Origin of the sequence: Luteibacter sp. 3190 (assembly GCF_031456385.1) — a bacterium.
GTDB lineage: Bacteria > Pseudomonadota > Gammaproteobacteria > Xanthomonadales > Rhodanobacteraceae > Luteibacter.
Genome location: NZ_JAVDUO010000001.1, coordinates 1260507 through 1276880, shown reverse-complemented (window position 1 = coordinate 1276880; position 16374 = coordinate 1260507). Strand labels below are relative to the sequence as shown.

Sequence of the window (16374 nt, the reverse complement as noted above, 5' to 3'; positions counted from 1 at the left end):
TCGGGTCCGCGCCGCGTCAGCGGCTCTGTCGCAGACGGCTGTGACGGTAGCCGTAGGCGAGATAGATCAGGATGCCGAGCACCGTCCAGACGGCCATCAGAACCCAGTTACGCACGCCCATCGACGTCAGCAGCGCGATGCAGCTGAGGATGCCCAGGATGCAGGTGACGGGGGCGACGGGCACGCGGAACGTGCGCGGAAGATCCGGTGCCGTGCGGCGCAGGATCATCACGCCGGCGCACACCGCGCAGAACGCGACGAGCGTACCCATCGAGGTGAGGTCGCCGAGCACGTTGAGCGGAAACACGGCGGCGAGCGCGGCGATGCCGACGCCGGTGATCACGGTATTGATGTGCGGCGTGCGGTGCCTCGGGTGGATCGTGGTGAACACCTTGGGCATGAGGCCGTCGCGCGCCATGATCATGAAGATGCGCGGTTGCGCGATGATCATGACCAGCACGACCGAGGAGAGGCCGATCAACGCGCCGACTTCGACGATGCCGCGCAGCCAGCCGAGCTCCGGATGCTGGCGGATGGCAGTGACGACCGGCTCCGACGTGCCGAGTTGGTCGAACGGAACGAGGCCCGTCAGCACGGCCGCCATGGCGATGTAGAGCACGGTGCAGATGGCCAGCGAGGCGAGCGTGCCGATCGGCATGTCGCGCTGCGGGTTCTTGGATTCCTGCGCGGCCGTGGAGGTCGCCTCGAAGCCGATATAGGCGAAGAACACCATCGACGCCCCACGCAGGATGCCCGACCAGCCGTACTTGTCGCCGCCCTGGTTGGCGGGGATGAACGGGTGCCAGTTCGCGGTGTCGATGTGGCTCGCGCCGACCACGATGACGAGGACGATCAGCGCGGTCTTCAGCAGCACCATCGCCATGTTGATGCCGGTCGATTCCTTGATGCCGACGTAGCAGACCCAGGTCAGTGCCAGGGTGATGCCGACCGCTGGAAGGTTGAACAGCGCACCGGTGGCCACGAGGTGGCCGTCGACGAAGTCGACGGGCGCGTTGGTCAGCGCCGGCGGTATGTGTATGCCGACGTGGTCGAGCAGGCTGACGAAGTAGCCTGTCCAGCTGACGGCGACGGCCGATGCCGACACGCCGTATTCGAGGATGAGGTTCCAGCCGATGAACCACGCGGCGCCTTCGCCGAGCGTGGCGTATGCGTATGAGTACGCACTGCCGGAGATCGGGATCATCGACGCGAACTCCGCGTAGCACAGCGCCGTGAACAGGCTGCAGATGGCCGCGAGGATGAACGAGATGATGATGGCGGGGCCGGCGTGTTCCGCCGCCGCCACGCCCGTGATGACGAAGATGCCGCCGCCGATGACCGCGCCGATGCCCAGCGCCGTCAGACCCCACGGGCCGAGGGTGCGGCGCAGGGCCGGGCCGTGCGCGTCGTCGGGTTCGGCCTGGGGTGCTTTCTTGGCGAGTAACTGCTGGAGCATGGACTGCCTGGGCGTCGTAATGTCGTGGATAAGGATAGCTTCAAAGCGAAGGGCCGGCGGTGTGCCGCCGGCCCTTCGCGTGGAGCGGGTTCGATCAGCCGAGCGACTTGCGCAGCTTGCTGTGCGCGTAGCCGTAGCCGAAGTAGATGGCCTGGCCGATGACGATCCAGCCCACCATCAGGCGCCAGTGCTCTTCGAACGCCTGCCAGAACAGGTAGACGCAGGCCAGGGCGCCGGCGATGCAGATCGGCCACACGAACGGCACGCGGAAGCTGCGCTGCAGGTCCGGACGCGTGTAGCGCAGGATCAGCACGCCCACGCAGACCGTGGCGAACGCGAGCAGGGTGCCCATCGAGACGAGTTCGCCGAGCACGCTCACGGGGAACAGGCCGGCCATGGCGGCCGCGGCGACGCCGACGATGATCGTGCCGATGTAGGGCGTGCGGTGCTTCGGATGGATCTTCGCCATCGTCTGCGGCAGCAGGCCGTCCTTCGCCATCGAGAAGAAGATGCGCGGCAGGCCCATGAGCATCACGAGGATCACCGACGAGAGGCCCGTGATCGCGCCGAGGACGACGATCGCCTTCAGCCAGGACAGGTGCGGGTACAGGCCCAGCGCGGTGGCGACCGGCTCGGGCGTGTTCAGCATGCGGAACGGCGCGATGCCCGTGAGGACGAGCGCGACGGCGATGTACAGCACGGTGCAGATGGCCAGCGAGCCGAGGATGCCGATGGGCATGTCGCGCTGCGGATTCTTCGCTTCGCCCGCGGCGGTCGACACGGCGTCGAAGCCGACGTAGGAGAAGAACACGATGGTCGCGGCGCGGAAGATGCCGCCCCAGCCGAACGTGCCCGGGCCCTCGGCTTCCGGAATGAACGGATGCCAGTTGGCCGGGTTGATCACCTGGATCGCGAAGGCGAGAAAGAGCAGGATCACGGTGACCTTGATCGCCACGATGATCGAGTTGACGAACGCCGACTGCGTGATGCCGACGTAGCACAGGCCGGACAGCGCGGCGATGATCACGACCGCCGGCAGGTTGATCAGCGTGCCGGTGGCCTGGATGTGACCTTCGACGAACTGGAACGGCGCCGACGAAAGCGTGGCGGGTAGGGCGATGTTCGTGCCGGCCATCTGGCCGATGAGGCCGAGCAGCTCGTTGAAGTAACCCGACCAGCCGGCGGCGACCGTAGCCGCGGCGAACAGGTATTCGAGCACGAGGTTCCAGCCGACGAACCAGGCGACGTATTCGCCGAGCGTGGCATAGGAATAGGAGTAGGCGCTGCCGGAGACGGGAAGCATCGCCGCGAACTCGGCGTAGCAGAGGCCGGCGAGGGCGCAGGCGAAGCCCGCGATGAGGAAGCTGATGACCAGCGCGGGGCCGGCGTGCAGCGCGGCCGCCTGGCCGGTGATGACGAAGATGCCCGCACCGATCACGGCGCCAACGCCGAGCAGGATCAGGTGCTTCGCGGTGAGGACGCGCTTGAGTTCGCCTCCGTGCGCGCCGGTGTCGATGTGTTCACCAGCATCGACGTGCGGCGCGGCCTCGATGGGATGCGTCGCGAACAGGTGTTTCAACATGTGTCTCCCCTACTGCCGGAATGTAGCCTTTTATTGTTGGGACCGCCGCGTGAGCCACGGTGCGCACGCCGCTGCCCGGAAGCGCTGGCACGGCACCATAGCCCAGCGGGGCAAGGCCGTACAAGCTGCGATGCGAGGCGTTCCAATGCCTTGCATGCGAGCGGTGCGGGTGTCGACCATGACTTGCGGCGGTTGTGCATGCGTCGCCTGAATGCTCAGAAGACCATGTTCAGCGCGACCTGTGGCGCGACGTAATCGGCGGTGTTGCGACCGGCGACCGTGAACTGGACGCCGCCGATCAGGCCGACCGTCGGGCTGAAGTGATATTCCACGGCGGGCGCGAGACTGAACTCCTGGCTCGGCGCGAGGCGGCGCGCCGTGCGCGGGCCTTCCGCGGTGGCGCCCACCACGTCGACGGCGCCCGATCGGTTCCATATCGCCTCGCCCACGAGCACCCAGCGAGGGTCGAGCACGTACTCGGCGGCGACCGACGCGTTCCATGCCTGGCCGAGGCGCGCATAGCCGCGAAACCCGCGGGACGTGCCATAGACGCTGCCGTCGCGCACGTTGATGCGGCCGGGCGACGGACTCCAGGCCAGCTGCGCGCGCCAGCGCAGGGCGTGACCGTCGTCCAGCCAGTCGAGCTGCTGCGCGCCGAATGCCAGCGTCGTGCGCATCGCGCCGTTGCCCGTGCCGTTGAGCGGATTGGTGTCGAGGTGGTGGTACGCGCCCGTGGGCAGGCGCTGGGCGGCCGCGATCGCGAGAACGAGACCGCCACCGTCGGCATCCGGTGCGCGCAGGCGCTGCTGGAAGCGCACGGAGGTGTCGCCCATCCGCATTCCGTCGGTGTGCAGGCCATCGCCGGACGTGCGCGACGCGTTGAGCGTGAGCTGGACGAAGCTCGTGTCCGTCAGCGCGTAGGACATGGGCACGGCGAGCTGCCACTGACGGACGGTCGGGTCGCGCTCCTTGCGATCGCCGGCGTTGGTGTAGCTGCCACGCGTATTGGTATGGATAAGGTATGGCTCGATGTTCACCATGCCGGCGGGCATCGAATTGACGGCCGGTGTGACGAGGGGGCCAGTGAAGTTGGCCTCGCGGTCCGCCGCGATGGCGGGGCAGATGGCCAGGAGTGCGAGGGTGGCACCGAACGACTTCAGATTCTGCGACATGCGCGTTTCCTTGCGTTACGCAGCGCGACGCTGCGGACGGCGGAGCGCGTCGTGCGCCCCGGAACCATCGTAGGCAAGCCGCGCCCGCGTCCGACATCGGATCAGTCCTAAAATGACCTGCGAAAATGACTAGTCCCTTGAAGGTGATTTCCGATGGATCCGACCAGACAGCCCCTTGCCGATGCCCTCGCGTCCTACGCGGGGCGTTGGCCTGACGAAGAGGGAGTGGCCGAATTCGACGCGTGGCTGCGTGAGGCGGGACGTCCCTTCCATCGTGAGACGCGGGAGGGGCACTTCACGGGTTCCGCCTGGCTCGTCAGCGCGGACGGGCAACGCGCGCTGCTGATGCTCCATCGCAAGCTGGGCCGATGGCTGCAGCCGGGCGGCCATGCCGACGGCGACACGGACCTGGCGGCCGTGGCGCTGCGTGAGGCGGAAGAGGAAACCGGATTGCGGGGGCTGGACGTGCTCCCGGAGATATTCGATGTCGACCGCCATGCGATCCCGGCGCGTGGTGACGAGCCCGAGCACTGGCATTACGACGTGCGGCACGTCGTCGTGGCGCGTGGCGGGGAAGCCTTCGTCCTCAACGAGGAGTCCCTCGAACTGGCCTGGCGGCCGGTCACGGACATCGCGTCCGATCCGGCCTCCGACCCGTCGCTGCGCCGCATGGCCACCAAGTGGCTGGCCATGCGCGACGCGGCGCTCGGCTGAGAGGCCGTTCGCCCGCAAGGGTCGCTACCTTCGGGTGGGAGCCAGCTCGCGGGCGAAGGGTGCTCGCCTCAGTCGGCGTACTTCGCGGGCGCCGGGTGCACCGCGCCGCAGTTCCGGCAGGTGCGTGCATCCAGCGAGCGATAGAACTTCTCGAACACGGGCGGGAAATCGCTTTCGATGCTGCCGAGCGGGAAGTACTCCTCGAACAGCTTCTGGTTGCAGACCTGGCAGAACCACATCAGGCCGTCTTTCTCGTCCGCGAGCCGACGCCGCTCGATCACGAGGCCGATCGAATCGGGCATGCGCTGCGGCGAATGCGGGACGCGGGGCGGCAGGTAGAACACTTCCCCCGCGCGGATCGGGATGTCGCGGGCCTGCCCCTCGTCCTGGACCTTCAGCACCATCTCGCCCTCGAGCTGGTAGAAGAACTCCGGACCCTCGTCGTAGTGATAGTCGGTGCGTGCGTTGGGACCGCCGACGATCATCACGATGAAGTCGCCGTCGACGATGCACTTGTTGCCGACCGGTGGCTTGAGCAGGGCGCGGTTGTCGTCGATCCAGCGCTGGAGGTCGATGGGCGGAAGGAGGCTCATGGTCGGCGTTCGGTGGAAGATCGCCGCATGATACTCCCGGCGCCCCCGCCCGTCGGCGCGCTCGCGCGGGATCGCCGGTGCGATCGGCGCCCGCCGGGAATCGGCAGCGCGCCCCTGACGGCATCTTCCGCCGCGCGCCGCTCTGCCGTACAACGGTGGTTTTCCTGGCAGGAATCCGACCGCATGCCGTCGTGGTATCACGACCGAATCGCCGCACCGCCGTCGCGACCGCCGCCGCGGGGCCGTCGCGAGGCCGCGGTGGTGATCGTCGGCGGCGGCTTCGCGGGACTCAACACCGCGCTCGGCCTCGCCGCGCGCGGCGTACGCGACATCGTGCTGCTGGAGTCGAAGTACATCGGGTTCGGTGCGTCGGGCCGCAACGGCGGCTTCGTCTTCGCGGGCTACTCGCTCGGCGAGCGAGCCCTCCTGGAACGCGCCGGTCCCGATCGCGCCCGCGCGCTCTACGCGCGCACCGTGGACGCGGTGAACCTGATCCGCGAGCGGATCGCGGCCCTGTCGATCGATTGCGATGCCGTGGATGCCGGCGTCGTCTGGGCCAACTGGTTCCGCGACGCGAAGGTGCTGCGCTCGCGCCAGCAGCTGCTGGCCGAGCACTACGGCACCGAATGGCAGTGGATTCCCGAAGACGCGATGCATGAGTTCGTGCGGAGTCCGCGGTACCACGACGGCCTCTACGAACGGAACGCGCTGCACATCGATCCGCTGGCGTACGCGCGCGGACTCGCTTCAGCGGCGGAGCGGGTAGGCGTCGGCATCCACGAGGGCTCGCGCGTGCGCATGCTGGAGCGCAAGGGTCCCCGCTGGATCCTCCGCGTGGGCGACGCCGAGATCGAGACCCCGCAGGTCGTGCTGGCCTGCGGTGGCTACCTGGCGGGGCTCGATCGTTCCATCGACCGGGCGGTGTTGCCGATCGCCACGTACGTGATGGTCACGGAGCCGCTGGGCGACCGGCTGCGCGAGTGCCTGCGCACGCGCGCCGCGATCTACGACACGCGCTTCGCCTTCGATTACTACCGCCCGCTGCCGGATACGCGCCTGCTCTGGGGCGGACGGATCTCGGTCCGCGATCGCTCGCCCCGCGCGGTGCAGCGGCTGCTCAGGCGGGACATGGCGCGTGTCTTTCCGTCGTTGAAGGAGGCGCGCATCGAACAGGCCTGGTCGGGCATGATGAGCTATGCGCGGCACGAGATGCCCCAGGTGGGTACGCACGGCAACGGACTCTGGTACGCGCAGGCGTTCGGAGGCCACGGCCTGGCGCCCACGTGCGCGGCGGGCGAGGCGCTGGCCGACGCCATCGCCGCGGGAGAGACGCGCCTCGACGCGTACGAGGCCTTCGGCCTCGAGCCCGTGCATCGTCCGTTCGGTTATCTTGCCGCGCAGGGCACGTACTGGAAATACGAACTGGGCGACTGGTTCAAGTCACGACTGGAAGGATGAGATGAGCGAAGAGATCAGCTGGGCCGACTTCGAAAAGGTGATGCTCGTCGCGGGCACGATCGTGCGCGCCGAGGTCTTCCCCGAGGCGCGTCGGCCCGCGTACAAGATCTGGGCGGACTTCGGGCCGCATGGCGAGAAGAAGACCAGCGCGCAGATCGCGAACATCTACCAGCCGGAAGAGCTGGTCGGCCGGCAGATCGTCGGCGTGATCAATTTTCCGGAGAAGCAGATCGGTCCGTTCCGCTCGCAGTTCCTGCTCACCGGATTCCACACCGACGACGGCGTGGTGATCACGACCACCGAGCGGCCGGTGCCGAACGGGGCGCGGCTGGCTTAGTCGTGTCCCGTGGCGGGTGAGGCGACTCAGCGCGCGACGCGATCCATCCAGACGACGATGCCCTGCGCGTTCAGGCGGATATCGATCTTCATTAGTTTGAGAATCGCCTCCGTGCCCAGCGCGACACCGTGCTTCCGGGCGCGGGCGACGTACAGTTCCGCGAACGCCTCGGCGATGCGATCCTCCCGGTCCGCCGCGCCGGCGTGACGCCGGGCGATCGCGACCATGGCGTCGATCTGCTCGTGCAGGTCGTTCGCGAGGCGCTTCACGTCGGTCACGCGGTCGTAGTGCGTGAGGTACATGGCCTCCGGCTCGTAGCGCATCATGCGCTCGATGGACGCATGCGCCTCGTCGGGATCGAACTGCACGGGCGACGTGGTCGGGATGATGAAGGCCCCGGCAGCCGTGTCGAGTTCGCGATAGGACAGGCCGAAGATGTCGCCGGTGAAGAAGGCGTTCGCGCGTTCGTCGTGGATCGCGATGTGGTGCTTCGCGTGCCCGGGCGTGTCGAGGCAGAGCAGGGCGCGTCCGGCCAGGTCGACGACGAAGCCATCGGTCGCTTCGATCACACGATCCTTCGCCACCGGCACGATCTCACCGTAGTCGCGGCGCACCACGTCCTCGCCGTAGACCGCCGAGGCGCCCGCGATCAGCACCGACGGATCGATCATGTGACGCGCGCCGCGCGGATGCACGGCCAGCATGGCATGGGGCAGGTGGCGCATCAGTTCGCCCGCGCCGCCGGCGTGGTCGAGATGCACGTGGGTGAGGATCACCCAGTCGACGTCTTTCGGTTCGAGGTCGGCGGCGGCGATCGCGTCGAGGAACCGCGGCAGGGCGTGCGGCGTGCCGCTGTCGATGAAGGCGCCGCGCCCGCGTTCCACGACGAGGTAGGCGGCGTCGAAGTTCGGCCGGCCGAAGCCGGTATCGATGGTGTGGATGCCGTGCATGTCCGTAGCGTACGCCAGCGAGCGGCCGTCCGGGTGTAGGAGCGCGCCCTGCGCGCGACAGCTTTTGCAGCGGAGAGCATCGGATCCCTGGCTCTCACGCGAAAAGATGTCGCGCGCAGGGCGCGCTCCTACGAGTGCCGTGCCTGTGCGTCAGAGCGCCTCGAACACGCCCGCGGCGCCCATGCCCGTGCCGATGCACATGGTCACCATGCCGTACTTCTGCTTGCGGCGACGCAGGCCGTGGATCAGCGTCGCGGCGCGGATGGCGCCCGTGGCGCCGAGGGGGTGGCCGAGGGCGATGGCGCCGCCCAGCGGGTTCACCTTCGACGGATCGAGGCCGAGGTCGCGGATCACGGCCAGGGCCTGGGCCGCGAAGGCCTCGTTCAGCTCGATCCAGTCCAGCTGGTCCTGCGTGATGCCGGTCTGCTTGAGCGCCTTCGGAATCGCTTCCTTCGGGCCGATGCCCATGATCTCCGGCGCGACGCCGGCCACCGAGAAGCCCACGAACCGCGCGAGCGGGGTCAGGCCGTAGTCCTTGATGGCCTTCTCGCTGGCGATGAGCAGGGCACCCGCGCCGTCCGACATCTGCGAGGAGTTGCCAGCCGTGACCGAGCCGCCGAACTGGCCGTTGCGGAACACGGGGCGGAGCTTGCCGAGCACCTCGAGCGAGGTGTCCTGACGCGGGCCCTCGTCGGTGTCGATGACGCGGCGGTCCTCGCGGACGCTGTGGTTCTTGAGATCAGGGTAGCGGTCGTCGAGCTGGAACGGCGTGATCTCGTCCTTGAACTCGCCCGCGGCGATGGCCGCGATGGCGCGCTGATGCGACTGCAGCGCGAAGGCGTCCTGGTCCTCGCGGCTGACCTTCCAGCGCTCGGCCACCTTCTCGGCCGTGATGCCCATGCCGAAGGCGATCGCGCGGTTCTCGTCGTTCTCGAAGATCGCCGGGTTCATGGCGACCTTGTGGCCCATCATCGGCACCATGCTCATCGACTCGGTACCGCCGGCGAGCATGAGGTCGGCCTCGCCCAGGCGAATGCGGTCGGCGGCCATCGCGATGGCCTGCACGCCCGAGGAGCAGAAGCGGTTGATGGTGACGCCCGGGACCTGTTCCGGGAGACCAGCCAGCAGCACGCCGATGCGCGCGACGTTCATGCCCTGCTCGGCTTCCGGCATCGCGCAGCCGATGACGGCGTCCGCGATGAGCGACGGGTCGATGCCCGGCGCCTGCTCGATCACGCTGCGGATGACATGGGCGAGGAGGTCGTCGGGACGGGTGTTGCGGAATACGCCGCGCGGCGCCTTGCCGACCGGCGTACGGGTGGCGGCGACGATGTAGGCGTCTTGCACTTGCTTGCTCATGGATGGTTCCTCAATGGGGGAAGTCGTGGTGCGTCAGAGCGCGTGGCGCGTCAGTTACGCAACGGCTTCCCCGTCGTCATCGTGTGGGCGATACGGGCCTGGGTCTTTTCGGTCTGCGCCAGTTCCACGAAGTGGCGGCGTTCCAGCGCGAGCAGCCACGCCTCGTCCACCAGCGAACCGCGCTCGATCTTTCCGCCCGAGAGGGTGTCGGCGATGCGGCTGGCAATCTCGATGTCGTGCGGCGAGGCGAAGTAGCCCTCGGCCAGGTTCGCCAGCGACGCCTTGAACGTGGCGGTGGACACGTCGCCCGCGGCCGGGATGGCACGGGCCGGCAACGGCGGCCGGTAGCCCGACTCGGCCATGGCGCGCGCCTGCGCCTTGGCGACGTGCAGGACCTCGTAGCTGTTGAAGACCACGACGTCGTCCTTGCGCAGCAGGCCGAGCGACTTCGCCTCGAGGGCGCTGGCCGACACCTTCGCCATCGCGACGGTCTCGAACACCTTCTTCAGCGATTCGAACGGGTCGGCCGGGTTCTCCTGCGCGGCGCGGACCGCCAGTTCCTTCAGGCCACCGCCGGCGGGCAGCAGGCCCACGCCGGCTTCGACCAGGCCGATGTAGCTCTCGAGCGCCGCGACGGTGCGCGCCGCGTGCATCTGGAACTCGCAGCCGCCGCCGAGCGCGAGCCCGCGCACGGCCGCGACGACCGGAACCAGCGAATACTTGATCCGCATGCTGGTCGCCTGGAAGTTGGCCACCATGGCTTCGAACTGCGCGAGCTTGCCCTCCTTGAGCAGGCCGAGCGCGCCCTTGAGGTCGGCGCCGGCCGAGAAGGGCTCGGACGGCTGCCACAGCACCACGCCGCGGAACTGCTGCTCGGCCAGGCCGATCGCGTGCTGGATGCCGTCGAGCACGTGGTCGTTGACCGTGTGCATCTTGGTCTTGAACGAGATGACGCCGATGTCGTCGCCCGAGGTCCACAGGCGCACGCCGTCGTTTTCCCAGACCGTGGTGCCCTTGTCGAACGTCTCGCCCAGGATCGGATCGGGGAACGCCTGGCGGGCGTAGACCGGGTGGGCCGAGCGCGGCTTTTCGGCCTTCGCGCTGGCGGAATACGAGCCGGTCTTGCCGTGCACGCCGGTGCGGCCGTCCGTGACCCAGGCCGGCAGGGGCGCGCTGCTCATGGCCTTGCCCGCGGCGATGTCCTCGGCGATCCATCCGGCGATCTGCTGCCAGCCGGCCGACTGCCAGATCTCGAACGGACCGAGTTTCCAGCCGTAGCCCCAGCGAATGGCGAAGTCGACGTCGCGGGCGGTATCGGCGATGTCGGCCAGGTGATAGGCGGTGTAGTGGAAGAGGTCGCGGAACACCGCCCAGAGGAACTGCGCCTGCGGGTCGGACGAGGCGCGCAGTTTCGCGAACTTCTCGGCCGGGTCCTTGATGGCGAGGATGGCGGACACCTCGTCGGAGGCCTTCTGCTCGGAGACGCGGTAGTCCTGCTTCTGCAGGTCGAGCACCACGATGTCCTTGCCGGCCTTGCGATAGACGCCCGCGCCGGTCTTCTGGCCCAGCGCACCCTTCTCGATGAGGGCCTTGAGCCACGCCGGGGGCTGGAAGAACGCATGCCACGGGTCGTCGGGCAGGGTGTCGCTCATGGTCTTGACCACGTGCGCCAGGGTGTCGAGGCCGACGACGTCCGCGGTGCGGAACGTGGCGCTCTTCGGACGGCCGATGGCCGGGCCGGTCAGCGCGTCGACGGTGTCGAAGCCGAGGCCGAACTGCTCGGTGTGGTGCATGGTGGACAGCATCGAGAACACGCCGATGCGGTTGCCGATGAAGTTCGGGGTGTCCTTCGCGTACACCACGCCCTTGCCGAGCGTGGTGGTCAGGAACGCCTCGAGGCCTTCCAGCACGGTCGCGTCGGTCAGCTTCGTCGGGATCAGCTCGACGAGATGCATGTAACGCGGCGGGTTGAAGAAGTGCACGCCCGTGAAGCGGTGGCGCAGCGCTTCCGGAAGGGCCTCGGCGAGGCCGTTGATCGACAGGCCCGACGTGTTGCTCGCGAGCACGGCCGTCTTCGAGACGTGCGGGGCGATCTTCGTGTAGAGGTCGAGCTTCCAGTCCATCCGTTCGGCGATCGCCTCGATGACGAGATCGACGTCGGCGAGCTGGGCGAGGTCGTCCTCGTAGTTCGCCGGAATGATCGCGGCGCCGAGGCTCTTCTCGGCGAGCGGAGCCGGGGAGAGCTTGGCCAGGTTGGCGATCGCCTTGAGGGCGATGCCGCTCTTCGGACCTTCCTTCGCGGGCAGGTCGAACAGCACGGTTTCGACGTTGGCGTTCGTCAGGTGCGCGGCAATCTGCGCGCCCATGACGCCGGCGCCGAGTACCGCGGCCTTGCGAATGCGTAACGGTGTTGCGGTCATGGTGATCTCCGGGGTGCTCAAGGATCGCCTCGGTCAGCGGGTGGCCGTGGCGTTCGAAACGGAAGGGGCGCGCAGGCCGGCGGCGGCGAAGCGGATGAGCTGCTCGGCGGCGGTCTCGCGGTGGTCGCGCTCGGCGACGTCGGTCTTGCGCTGGATGATGCCGAAGTCGGCCATCGCGTAGGTCAGGGCGCCGGTGACGATGTCCAGGCGCCAGTAGATGTCTTCCTTGCCCAGGCCCGGGAGCAGCCGGCCGAACTCGGCGGCGAACTGGCGCAGGATGTGGCCGTAGTTGTCGGACAGGAAGCGGCGGAGGGTCTCGTTGTGCTCGGCGTAGGCGCGGGCGAGCACGCGGACGAAGGCGGCGCCACCGCCGTCGTTGCGCGACAGGTCGAGCGCGGGACGGATATAGGCGTCGAGGACGTCCTCGAGGCGGGTCGTCTCCAGCCCGGCGACCTTGCCCAGCGCGGCCAGGCGGCGGCTGTTGAGTTCGTCAAGGCGGCGGCGGAAGACCTCCTCGATCAGCTTGTCCTTGGATCCGAAGTGATAGTTCACCGCCGCGAGGTTGACCCGGGCCGCCGCGGTCACCTGACGGAGGGACGCGCCGGCGAAGCCGTGGGTGGCGAAGAGTGTCTCAGCGGCGCCGAGAATGCGCTCTTTCGTGGTGCGTTCGCGGGAAGCGTAGGGTGCACTCGTCATATCGGCGGACTCGGCTGGCGGACAGTTTGAATCAAACGATCGTTTGAGAGTACGCCCGCCAGCCCACGGTGGTCAATCTGCGACCGCACATGCCTGCAAACGGCTTGCGATTGAGCTAGAATCTGTCAAGATTTCGTGCGCTAAGTCAGTCATTCCGGACGGCTTTGGCCGCAAACTTCCATCAGGGTCCCCATGGGGCCCTGTCAGCACTTCTTGTCTTTCCTTGTCTTCACTTTCCCGGAGCACCCGTATGGCGCTGGAGCGCACCCTTTCGATCATCAAGCCGGACGCCGTCAAGAAGAACGTCATCGGCGAAATCCTTGCCCGCTTCGAGAAGGCCGGCCTCAAGATCGTCGCCGCCAAGATGAAGCAGCTGACCCGCGAAGAGGCCGAAGGCTTCTACGCCGTGCACAAGGAGCGTCCGTTCTTCGGCGCGCTCGTCGAGTTCATGATCTCCGGCCCGGTGATGATCCAGGCGCTGGAAGGCGAGGGCGCGGTGCTCAAGAACCGCGACCTCATGGGCGCCACCAATCCGAAGGAAGCCGCTGCCGGCACCATCCGCGCCGACTTCGCCGAATCGATCGACGCCAACGCCGTCCACGGCTCGGATTCGCTCGAGAACGCCGCGATCGAGATCAAGTACTTCTTCAACGACTCGGAAGTCGTTTCCCACTGAGAACCGCCGTGAACACGCCCGCCGAAAAGGTCAACCTGCTCGACTTCGACCGCAAGGGTCTGCGCGATTTCTTCGCCCAGATCGGCGAGAAGCCGTACCGCGCCGAGCAGGTCATGAAGTGGATATACCACCGTCTCGAAAGCGATTTCGGGAAGATGACCGACGTCGGCAAGGCGCTTCGCGAGAAGCTCGACGCCACCTGCTACATCGGGCCGCCGAAGACCGTGTTCGAAAAGGGCGCGGTCGACGGCACCCACAAGTGGCTGCTGGGCATGGATGGCGGTAACGCCATCGAGACGGTCTACATCCCGGAGCCGACCCGCGGCACGCTCTGCGTGTCGTCGCAGGTCGGCTGCGCCCTGAACTGCCAGTTCTGCTCCACGGCGACCCAGGGCTTCTCCCGCAACCTGTCCACCGCCGAGATCATCGGCCAGGTCTGGGTGGCGGCCAAACATCTCGGCAACGTGCCGCACCAGCAGCGCCGCATCACCAACGTGGTGATGATGGGCATGGGCGAGCCGCTGCTGAACTTCGACAACGTGGTCAAGGCCATGAGCCTGATGCGCGACGACCTGGGCTTCGGCCTGGCGAGCAAGCGCGTCACGCTGTCCACGGCGGGCCTCGTGCCGATGATCGACCGCCTCTCGGCGGAGAGCGACGTCTCGCTCGCGGTGTCGCTGCACGCGGCGAACGACGAGCTGCGCACAGAGCTGGTTCCGCTGAACAAGCGCTACCCGCTGGCCGAGCTGATGGGTGCGTGCGAGCGCTACATCCAGCGCGCGCCGCGTACGTCCATCACGTTCGAGTACACGCTCATGAAGGGCGTCAACGACCAGCCGGAACATGCGCGCCAGCTGATCAAGTTCATGCGCCGGCTGCCCGGCGCGAACAAGGTCAACCTGATCCCGTTCAATCCGTTCGAGGGCGCGCGTTTCGAGCGCTCGGGCCAGGAAGCCATCCGTAATTTCCAGACGCAGTTGCTCAACGCCGGCGTGCTGACGATGCTCCGTCGCACCCGTGGCGACGACATCGACGCCGCCTGTGGCCAGCTCAAGGGGCAGGTGGTCGACCGTACCCGCCGGCAGGCGGAGTTCCGCAAGAAACTCGGAGAGGGAGTGGTGAATGCGGCTTGAGCGGTGGGGGATGCTGGCGGTGCTCGCCCTGGCGTGCACCGGCTGCGTGGGGGATGGTTCGGGGCTGAAGCCTTCGACCGCCGCGGAAGACCGCGCCAAGGGTGCGGAAGTACATACCGAGCTGGGCCAGCGTTACATGCAGAACGGCGACCTCAAGGGCGCCATGGAAAAACTGCAGAAGGCGCTCCAGTTCGACCCGAAATACGTTCCGGCGCAGACGGTGATCGCGGTGCTCTACGAGCGCATCAACGATCCGGTCAACGCCGAACTGCACTATCGCAAGGCCGTCGAGTACGATCCGAAGAAGGGTTCGGTGAACAACAATCTCGCTGTCTTCCTATGCAAGCAGCACCGTCCGGCGGAGGCGAAGGCCTTCTTCGACCGGGCGCTCGCGGATCCATTCTACGAAACGCCCGATCTCGCGATGACGAATGCCGGCACCTGCCAGTTGCAGTCGCAGGATTACGCGTCGGCGGAGGATTATTTCCGGAAGGCGCTCGCGCGCAATCCGAATAACGCCGATGCCCTGTATCAGATGGCGCACGTGTTGTACCTTACGAACGATGCATTCCGGGCCCGCGCTTTCCTGCAGCGTTACGAAGCGGTGGGGGCACCGAGTCCGGATTCGCTGAAGCTCGGTCACGATATCGAGCTCCGTCTGGGCAACGGGGAGGGTGCCCAGGACTATGCAAAACGCCTGCGCGAAACGTTCCCGGATTCGGAACCCGCGCGCGCACTCGAAGTCGCCGCACGTCAATGACCCCAGTATCTTCGAATTCTTCCGGTCGGGATGGACGCGAGCAGGATTTGTTCGCCGGTCTCGAGCCGAATGCAGACAGGGAGAACGCCATGGATCCCCAGGTGGAAGCCAGCAGTGAAGAGGGGCGGGTACTGATCGATCTCGGCGGCCACACCGCCGGTTTCGGCGCACGCCTTCGCGCGGCCCGTGAGGCCCGCGGTTACACCATCGAGGCCTGCGGCCAGGCGTTGCGCCTGCCGACGCGCCTCCTTCGCCAGCTAGAGGCTGGCGAGTACGGCGGCATCGATTACCAGGTCTACCTCGCCGGTTACCTGACCAAGTACGGCACGCACCTGGGCATCGACGAGTCCGAGATCCAGGCCGAACTGGCGCGGCACACGCCCCGCCAACCCGAACTCGTGGTTACCGGCGGCGTCTCGCATTCGCGTTACCTGTTCGAGCGCTACCTCACGGCCGCCACCTATGTGGTGCTGACCGCGGTGATCGTCGTGCCGATGGTCTGGCTCGGCGTGCGCGGCACGCTCGATCGCGACATGGCGCGCCTCGCGCCGCTGGATGCCGCGCCCGTGGCCCAGCAGGACGCGCCGGCACCGGCGAGCAGCAGCGCCGCGACCAGCGTCGCCAGCACCGAGAGCCGGCCGGCGCCGGTCCAGGAGCCGCGTCCCGAGGAGCAGCAGCCGCTGCTCGCCTCGATGGCGATGTTCCCGCCGCTCGATCATTCGGCGACGCGGACGCCGCTCGCGACGGCCGCTGCCGCACCCGAAGCCGCCGCCAGCGGCGCGGGTGCCCACAGCCTCAGCCTGAACCTTCCGGCCGCCAGCTGGGTGGAAGTGACCGCCGCGGACGGTTCGCGCCTCGAATACGGCATCCTGCCCGCCGGCACGCAGAAGTCGTACCGCAGCGACAGCCCGCTCGACGTCCGCATCGGGAACGCCTCGGCCGCGCAGGTGACCGTCGATGGTCAGCCCGTGCAGCTCGATGCGTTCCGCCGCGCCAACGTGGCCCGGTTCCGCGTCGACATCCGCGACGGCAAGGCGGCACCGGTCGCCTTCTGATCGCCGGCGCGCC

General features: G+C 67.7%; 15 protein-coding genes. 7 read left to right on the top strand and 8 right to left on the bottom strand.

The features are described 5' to 3' along the window. Positions 1-16 precede the first annotated feature (16 nt). From J2X58_RS05820 to J2X58_RS05810, 3 genes are all read right to left on the bottom strand, one after another. A complete protein-coding gene (locus tag J2X58_RS05820) occupies positions 17-1456 on the bottom strand; it encodes an amino acid permease (protein ID WP_310046957.1) in 1440 nt (479 codons plus the stop codon). A gap of 94 nt (positions 1457-1550) precedes the next feature. Next, the gene (locus tag J2X58_RS05815; protein ID WP_090053288.1) at positions 1551-3038 is read right to left on the bottom strand and encodes an amino acid permease; all 1488 of its coding nucleotides are present in this window, start codon (positions 3036-3038) and stop codon (positions 1551-1553) included. Between the two features lie 215 nt (positions 3039-3253). Next, the gene (locus J2X58_RS05810) at positions 3254-4210 is read right to left on the bottom strand and encodes a hypothetical protein (protein ID WP_310046956.1); all 957 of its coding nucleotides are present in this window, start codon (positions 4208-4210) and stop codon (positions 3254-3256) included. A gap of 153 nt (positions 4211-4363) precedes the next feature. On the opposite strand from J2X58_RS05810, the gene J2X58_RS05805 reads away from it, so the two are divergent. Then, positions 4364-4924 (top strand): NUDIX hydrolase, encoded by a 561-nt coding sequence (locus J2X58_RS05805; RefSeq protein ID WP_310046955.1) that lies wholly within the window; start codon positions 4364-4366, stop codon positions 4922-4924. 68 nt (positions 4925-4992) lie between these two features. On the opposite strand, the gene J2X58_RS05800 is transcribed toward J2X58_RS05805, so the two are convergent. Next, positions 4993-5517 (bottom strand): 3-hydroxyanthranilate 3,4-dioxygenase, encoded by a 525-nt coding sequence (locus tag J2X58_RS05800; protein WP_090053293.1) that lies wholly within the window; start codon positions 5515-5517, stop codon positions 4993-4995. A 183-nt stretch (positions 5518-5700) separates the two neighbouring features. Between J2X58_RS05800 and J2X58_RS05795 the strand changes: the two genes are divergently transcribed. Then, complete coding sequence (locus J2X58_RS05795) at positions 5701-6975, top strand: FAD-binding oxidoreductase (RefSeq protein WP_310046952.1); 1275 nt, start codon at positions 5701-5703, stop codon at positions 6973-6975. A 1-nt stretch (position 6976) separates the two neighbouring features. Next, entirely contained in the window at positions 6977-7312 is a 336-nt protein-coding gene (locus tag J2X58_RS05790; RefSeq protein ID WP_090178851.1) for a tRNA-binding protein, read from the top strand. A gap of 26 nt (positions 7313-7338) precedes the next feature. On the opposite strand, the gene J2X58_RS05785 is transcribed toward J2X58_RS05790, so the two are convergent. The 4 genes from J2X58_RS05785 to J2X58_RS05770 all read right to left on the bottom strand — a co-directional run bounded on the left by J2X58_RS05785 (position 7339) and on the right by J2X58_RS05770 (position 12737). Continuing rightward, positions 7339-8262, bottom strand: coding sequence for an MBL fold metallo-hydrolase (locus J2X58_RS05785; protein ID WP_310046949.1), 924 nt, complete (start codon positions 8260-8262; stop codon positions 7339-7341). Between the two features lie 150 nt (positions 8263-8412). Then, on the bottom strand, positions 8413-9621 hold the full coding sequence (locus tag J2X58_RS05780; RefSeq protein WP_090053299.1) for an acetyl-CoA C-acyltransferase: 1209 nt from the start codon (positions 9619-9621) through the stop codon (positions 8413-8415). Between the two features lie 50 nt (positions 9622-9671). Continuing rightward, positions 9672-12041, bottom strand: a complete 2370-nt coding sequence (locus tag J2X58_RS05775) for a 3-hydroxyacyl-CoA dehydrogenase/enoyl-CoA hydratase family protein (RefSeq protein ID WP_310046946.1) — start codon at positions 12039-12041, stop codon at positions 9672-9674. 33 nt (positions 12042-12074) lie between these two features. Beyond that, positions 12075-12737 carry a TetR/AcrR family transcriptional regulator gene (locus tag J2X58_RS05770; protein WP_090053301.1) on the bottom strand — a complete coding sequence of 221 codons (663 nt, stop codon included), beginning with the start codon at positions 12735-12737 and terminating at the stop codon, positions 12075-12077. Between the two features lie 250 nt (positions 12738-12987). On the opposite strand from J2X58_RS05770, the gene ndk reads away from it, so the two are divergent. The 4 genes from ndk (at position 12988) to J2X58_RS05750 (ending at position 16361) form a co-directional block, all read left to right on the top strand. Next, on the top strand, positions 12988-13413 hold the full coding sequence (gene ndk, locus J2X58_RS05765; RefSeq protein ID WP_090178861.1) for a nucleoside-diphosphate kinase: 426 nt from the start codon (positions 12988-12990) through the stop codon (positions 13411-13413). After that, positions 13410-14546: a 23S rRNA (adenine(2503)-C(2))-methyltransferase RlmN gene (gene rlmN / locus J2X58_RS05760; RefSeq protein WP_090053304.1), complete on the top strand. Its 1137-nt coding sequence runs from the start codon at positions 13410-13412 to the stop codon at positions 14544-14546. The genes ndk and rlmN overlap by 4 nt, the downstream gene beginning before the upstream one ends. Beyond that, positions 14536-15306 (top strand): type IV pilus biogenesis/stability protein PilW, encoded by a 771-nt coding sequence (gene pilW / locus J2X58_RS05755; RefSeq protein ID WP_090053306.1) that lies wholly within the window; start codon positions 14536-14538, stop codon positions 15304-15306. The genes rlmN and pilW overlap by 11 nt, the downstream gene beginning before the upstream one ends. Positions 15307-15395: 89 nt before the next feature. Beyond that, positions 15396-16361 carry a RodZ domain-containing protein gene (locus tag J2X58_RS05750; RefSeq protein WP_090053307.1) on the top strand — a complete coding sequence of 322 codons (966 nt, stop codon included), beginning with the start codon at positions 15396-15398 and terminating at the stop codon, positions 16359-16361. The last annotated feature ends 13 nt before the right edge of the window (positions 16362-16374 follow it).

Bases quoted from the DNA above. Each gene is read 5' to 3' on its own strand.
- J2X58_RS05790 (WP_090178851.1), top strand. From the start codon at position 6,977: ATGAGCGAAGAGATCAGCTGGGCCGACTTCGAAAAGGTGATGCTCGTC.
- J2X58_RS05775 (WP_310046946.1), bottom strand. From the start codon at position 12,041: ATGACCGCAACACCGTTACGCATTCGCAAGGCCGCGGTACTCGGCGCC.
- J2X58_RS05795 (WP_310046952.1), top strand. From the start codon at position 5,701: ATGCCGTCGTGGTATCACGACCGAATCGCCGCACCGCCGTCGCGACCG.
- J2X58_RS05750 (WP_090053307.1), top strand. From the start codon at position 15,396: ATGGATCCCCAGGTGGAAGCCAGCAGTGAAGAGGGGCGGGTACTGATC.
- ndk (WP_090178861.1), top strand. From the start codon at position 12,988: ATGGCGCTGGAGCGCACCCTTTCGATCATCAAGCCGGACGCCGTCAAG.
- J2X58_RS05800 (WP_090053293.1), bottom strand. From the start codon at position 5,517: ATGAGCCTCCTTCCGCCCATCGACCTCCAGCGCTGGATCGACGACAAC.
- J2X58_RS05785 (WP_310046949.1), bottom strand. From the start codon at position 8,262: ATGCACGGCATCCACACCATCGATACCGGCTTCGGCCGGCCGAACTTC.
- pilW (WP_090053306.1), top strand. From the start codon at position 14,536: ATGCGGCTTGAGCGGTGGGGGATGCTGGCGGTGCTCGCCCTGGCGTGC.
- J2X58_RS05815 (WP_090053288.1), bottom strand. From the start codon at position 3,038: ATGTTGAAACACCTGTTCGCGACGCATCCCATCGAGGCCGCGCCGCAC.
- J2X58_RS05810 (WP_310046956.1), bottom strand. From the start codon at position 4,210: ATGTCGCAGAATCTGAAGTCGTTCGGTGCCACCCTCGCACTCCTGGCC.
- J2X58_RS05780 (WP_090053299.1), bottom strand. From the start codon at position 9,621: ATGAGCAAGCAAGTGCAAGACGCCTACATCGTCGCCGCCACCCGTACG.
- J2X58_RS05770 (WP_090053301.1), bottom strand. From the start codon at position 12,737: ATGACGAGTGCACCCTACGCTTCCCGCGAACGCACCACGAAAGAGCGC.
- J2X58_RS05820 (WP_310046957.1), bottom strand. From the start codon at position 1,456: ATGCTCCAGCAGTTACTCGCCAAGAAAGCACCCCAGGCCGAACCCGAC.
- J2X58_RS05805 (WP_310046955.1), top strand. From the start codon at position 4,364: ATGGATCCGACCAGACAGCCCCTTGCCGATGCCCTCGCGTCCTACGCG.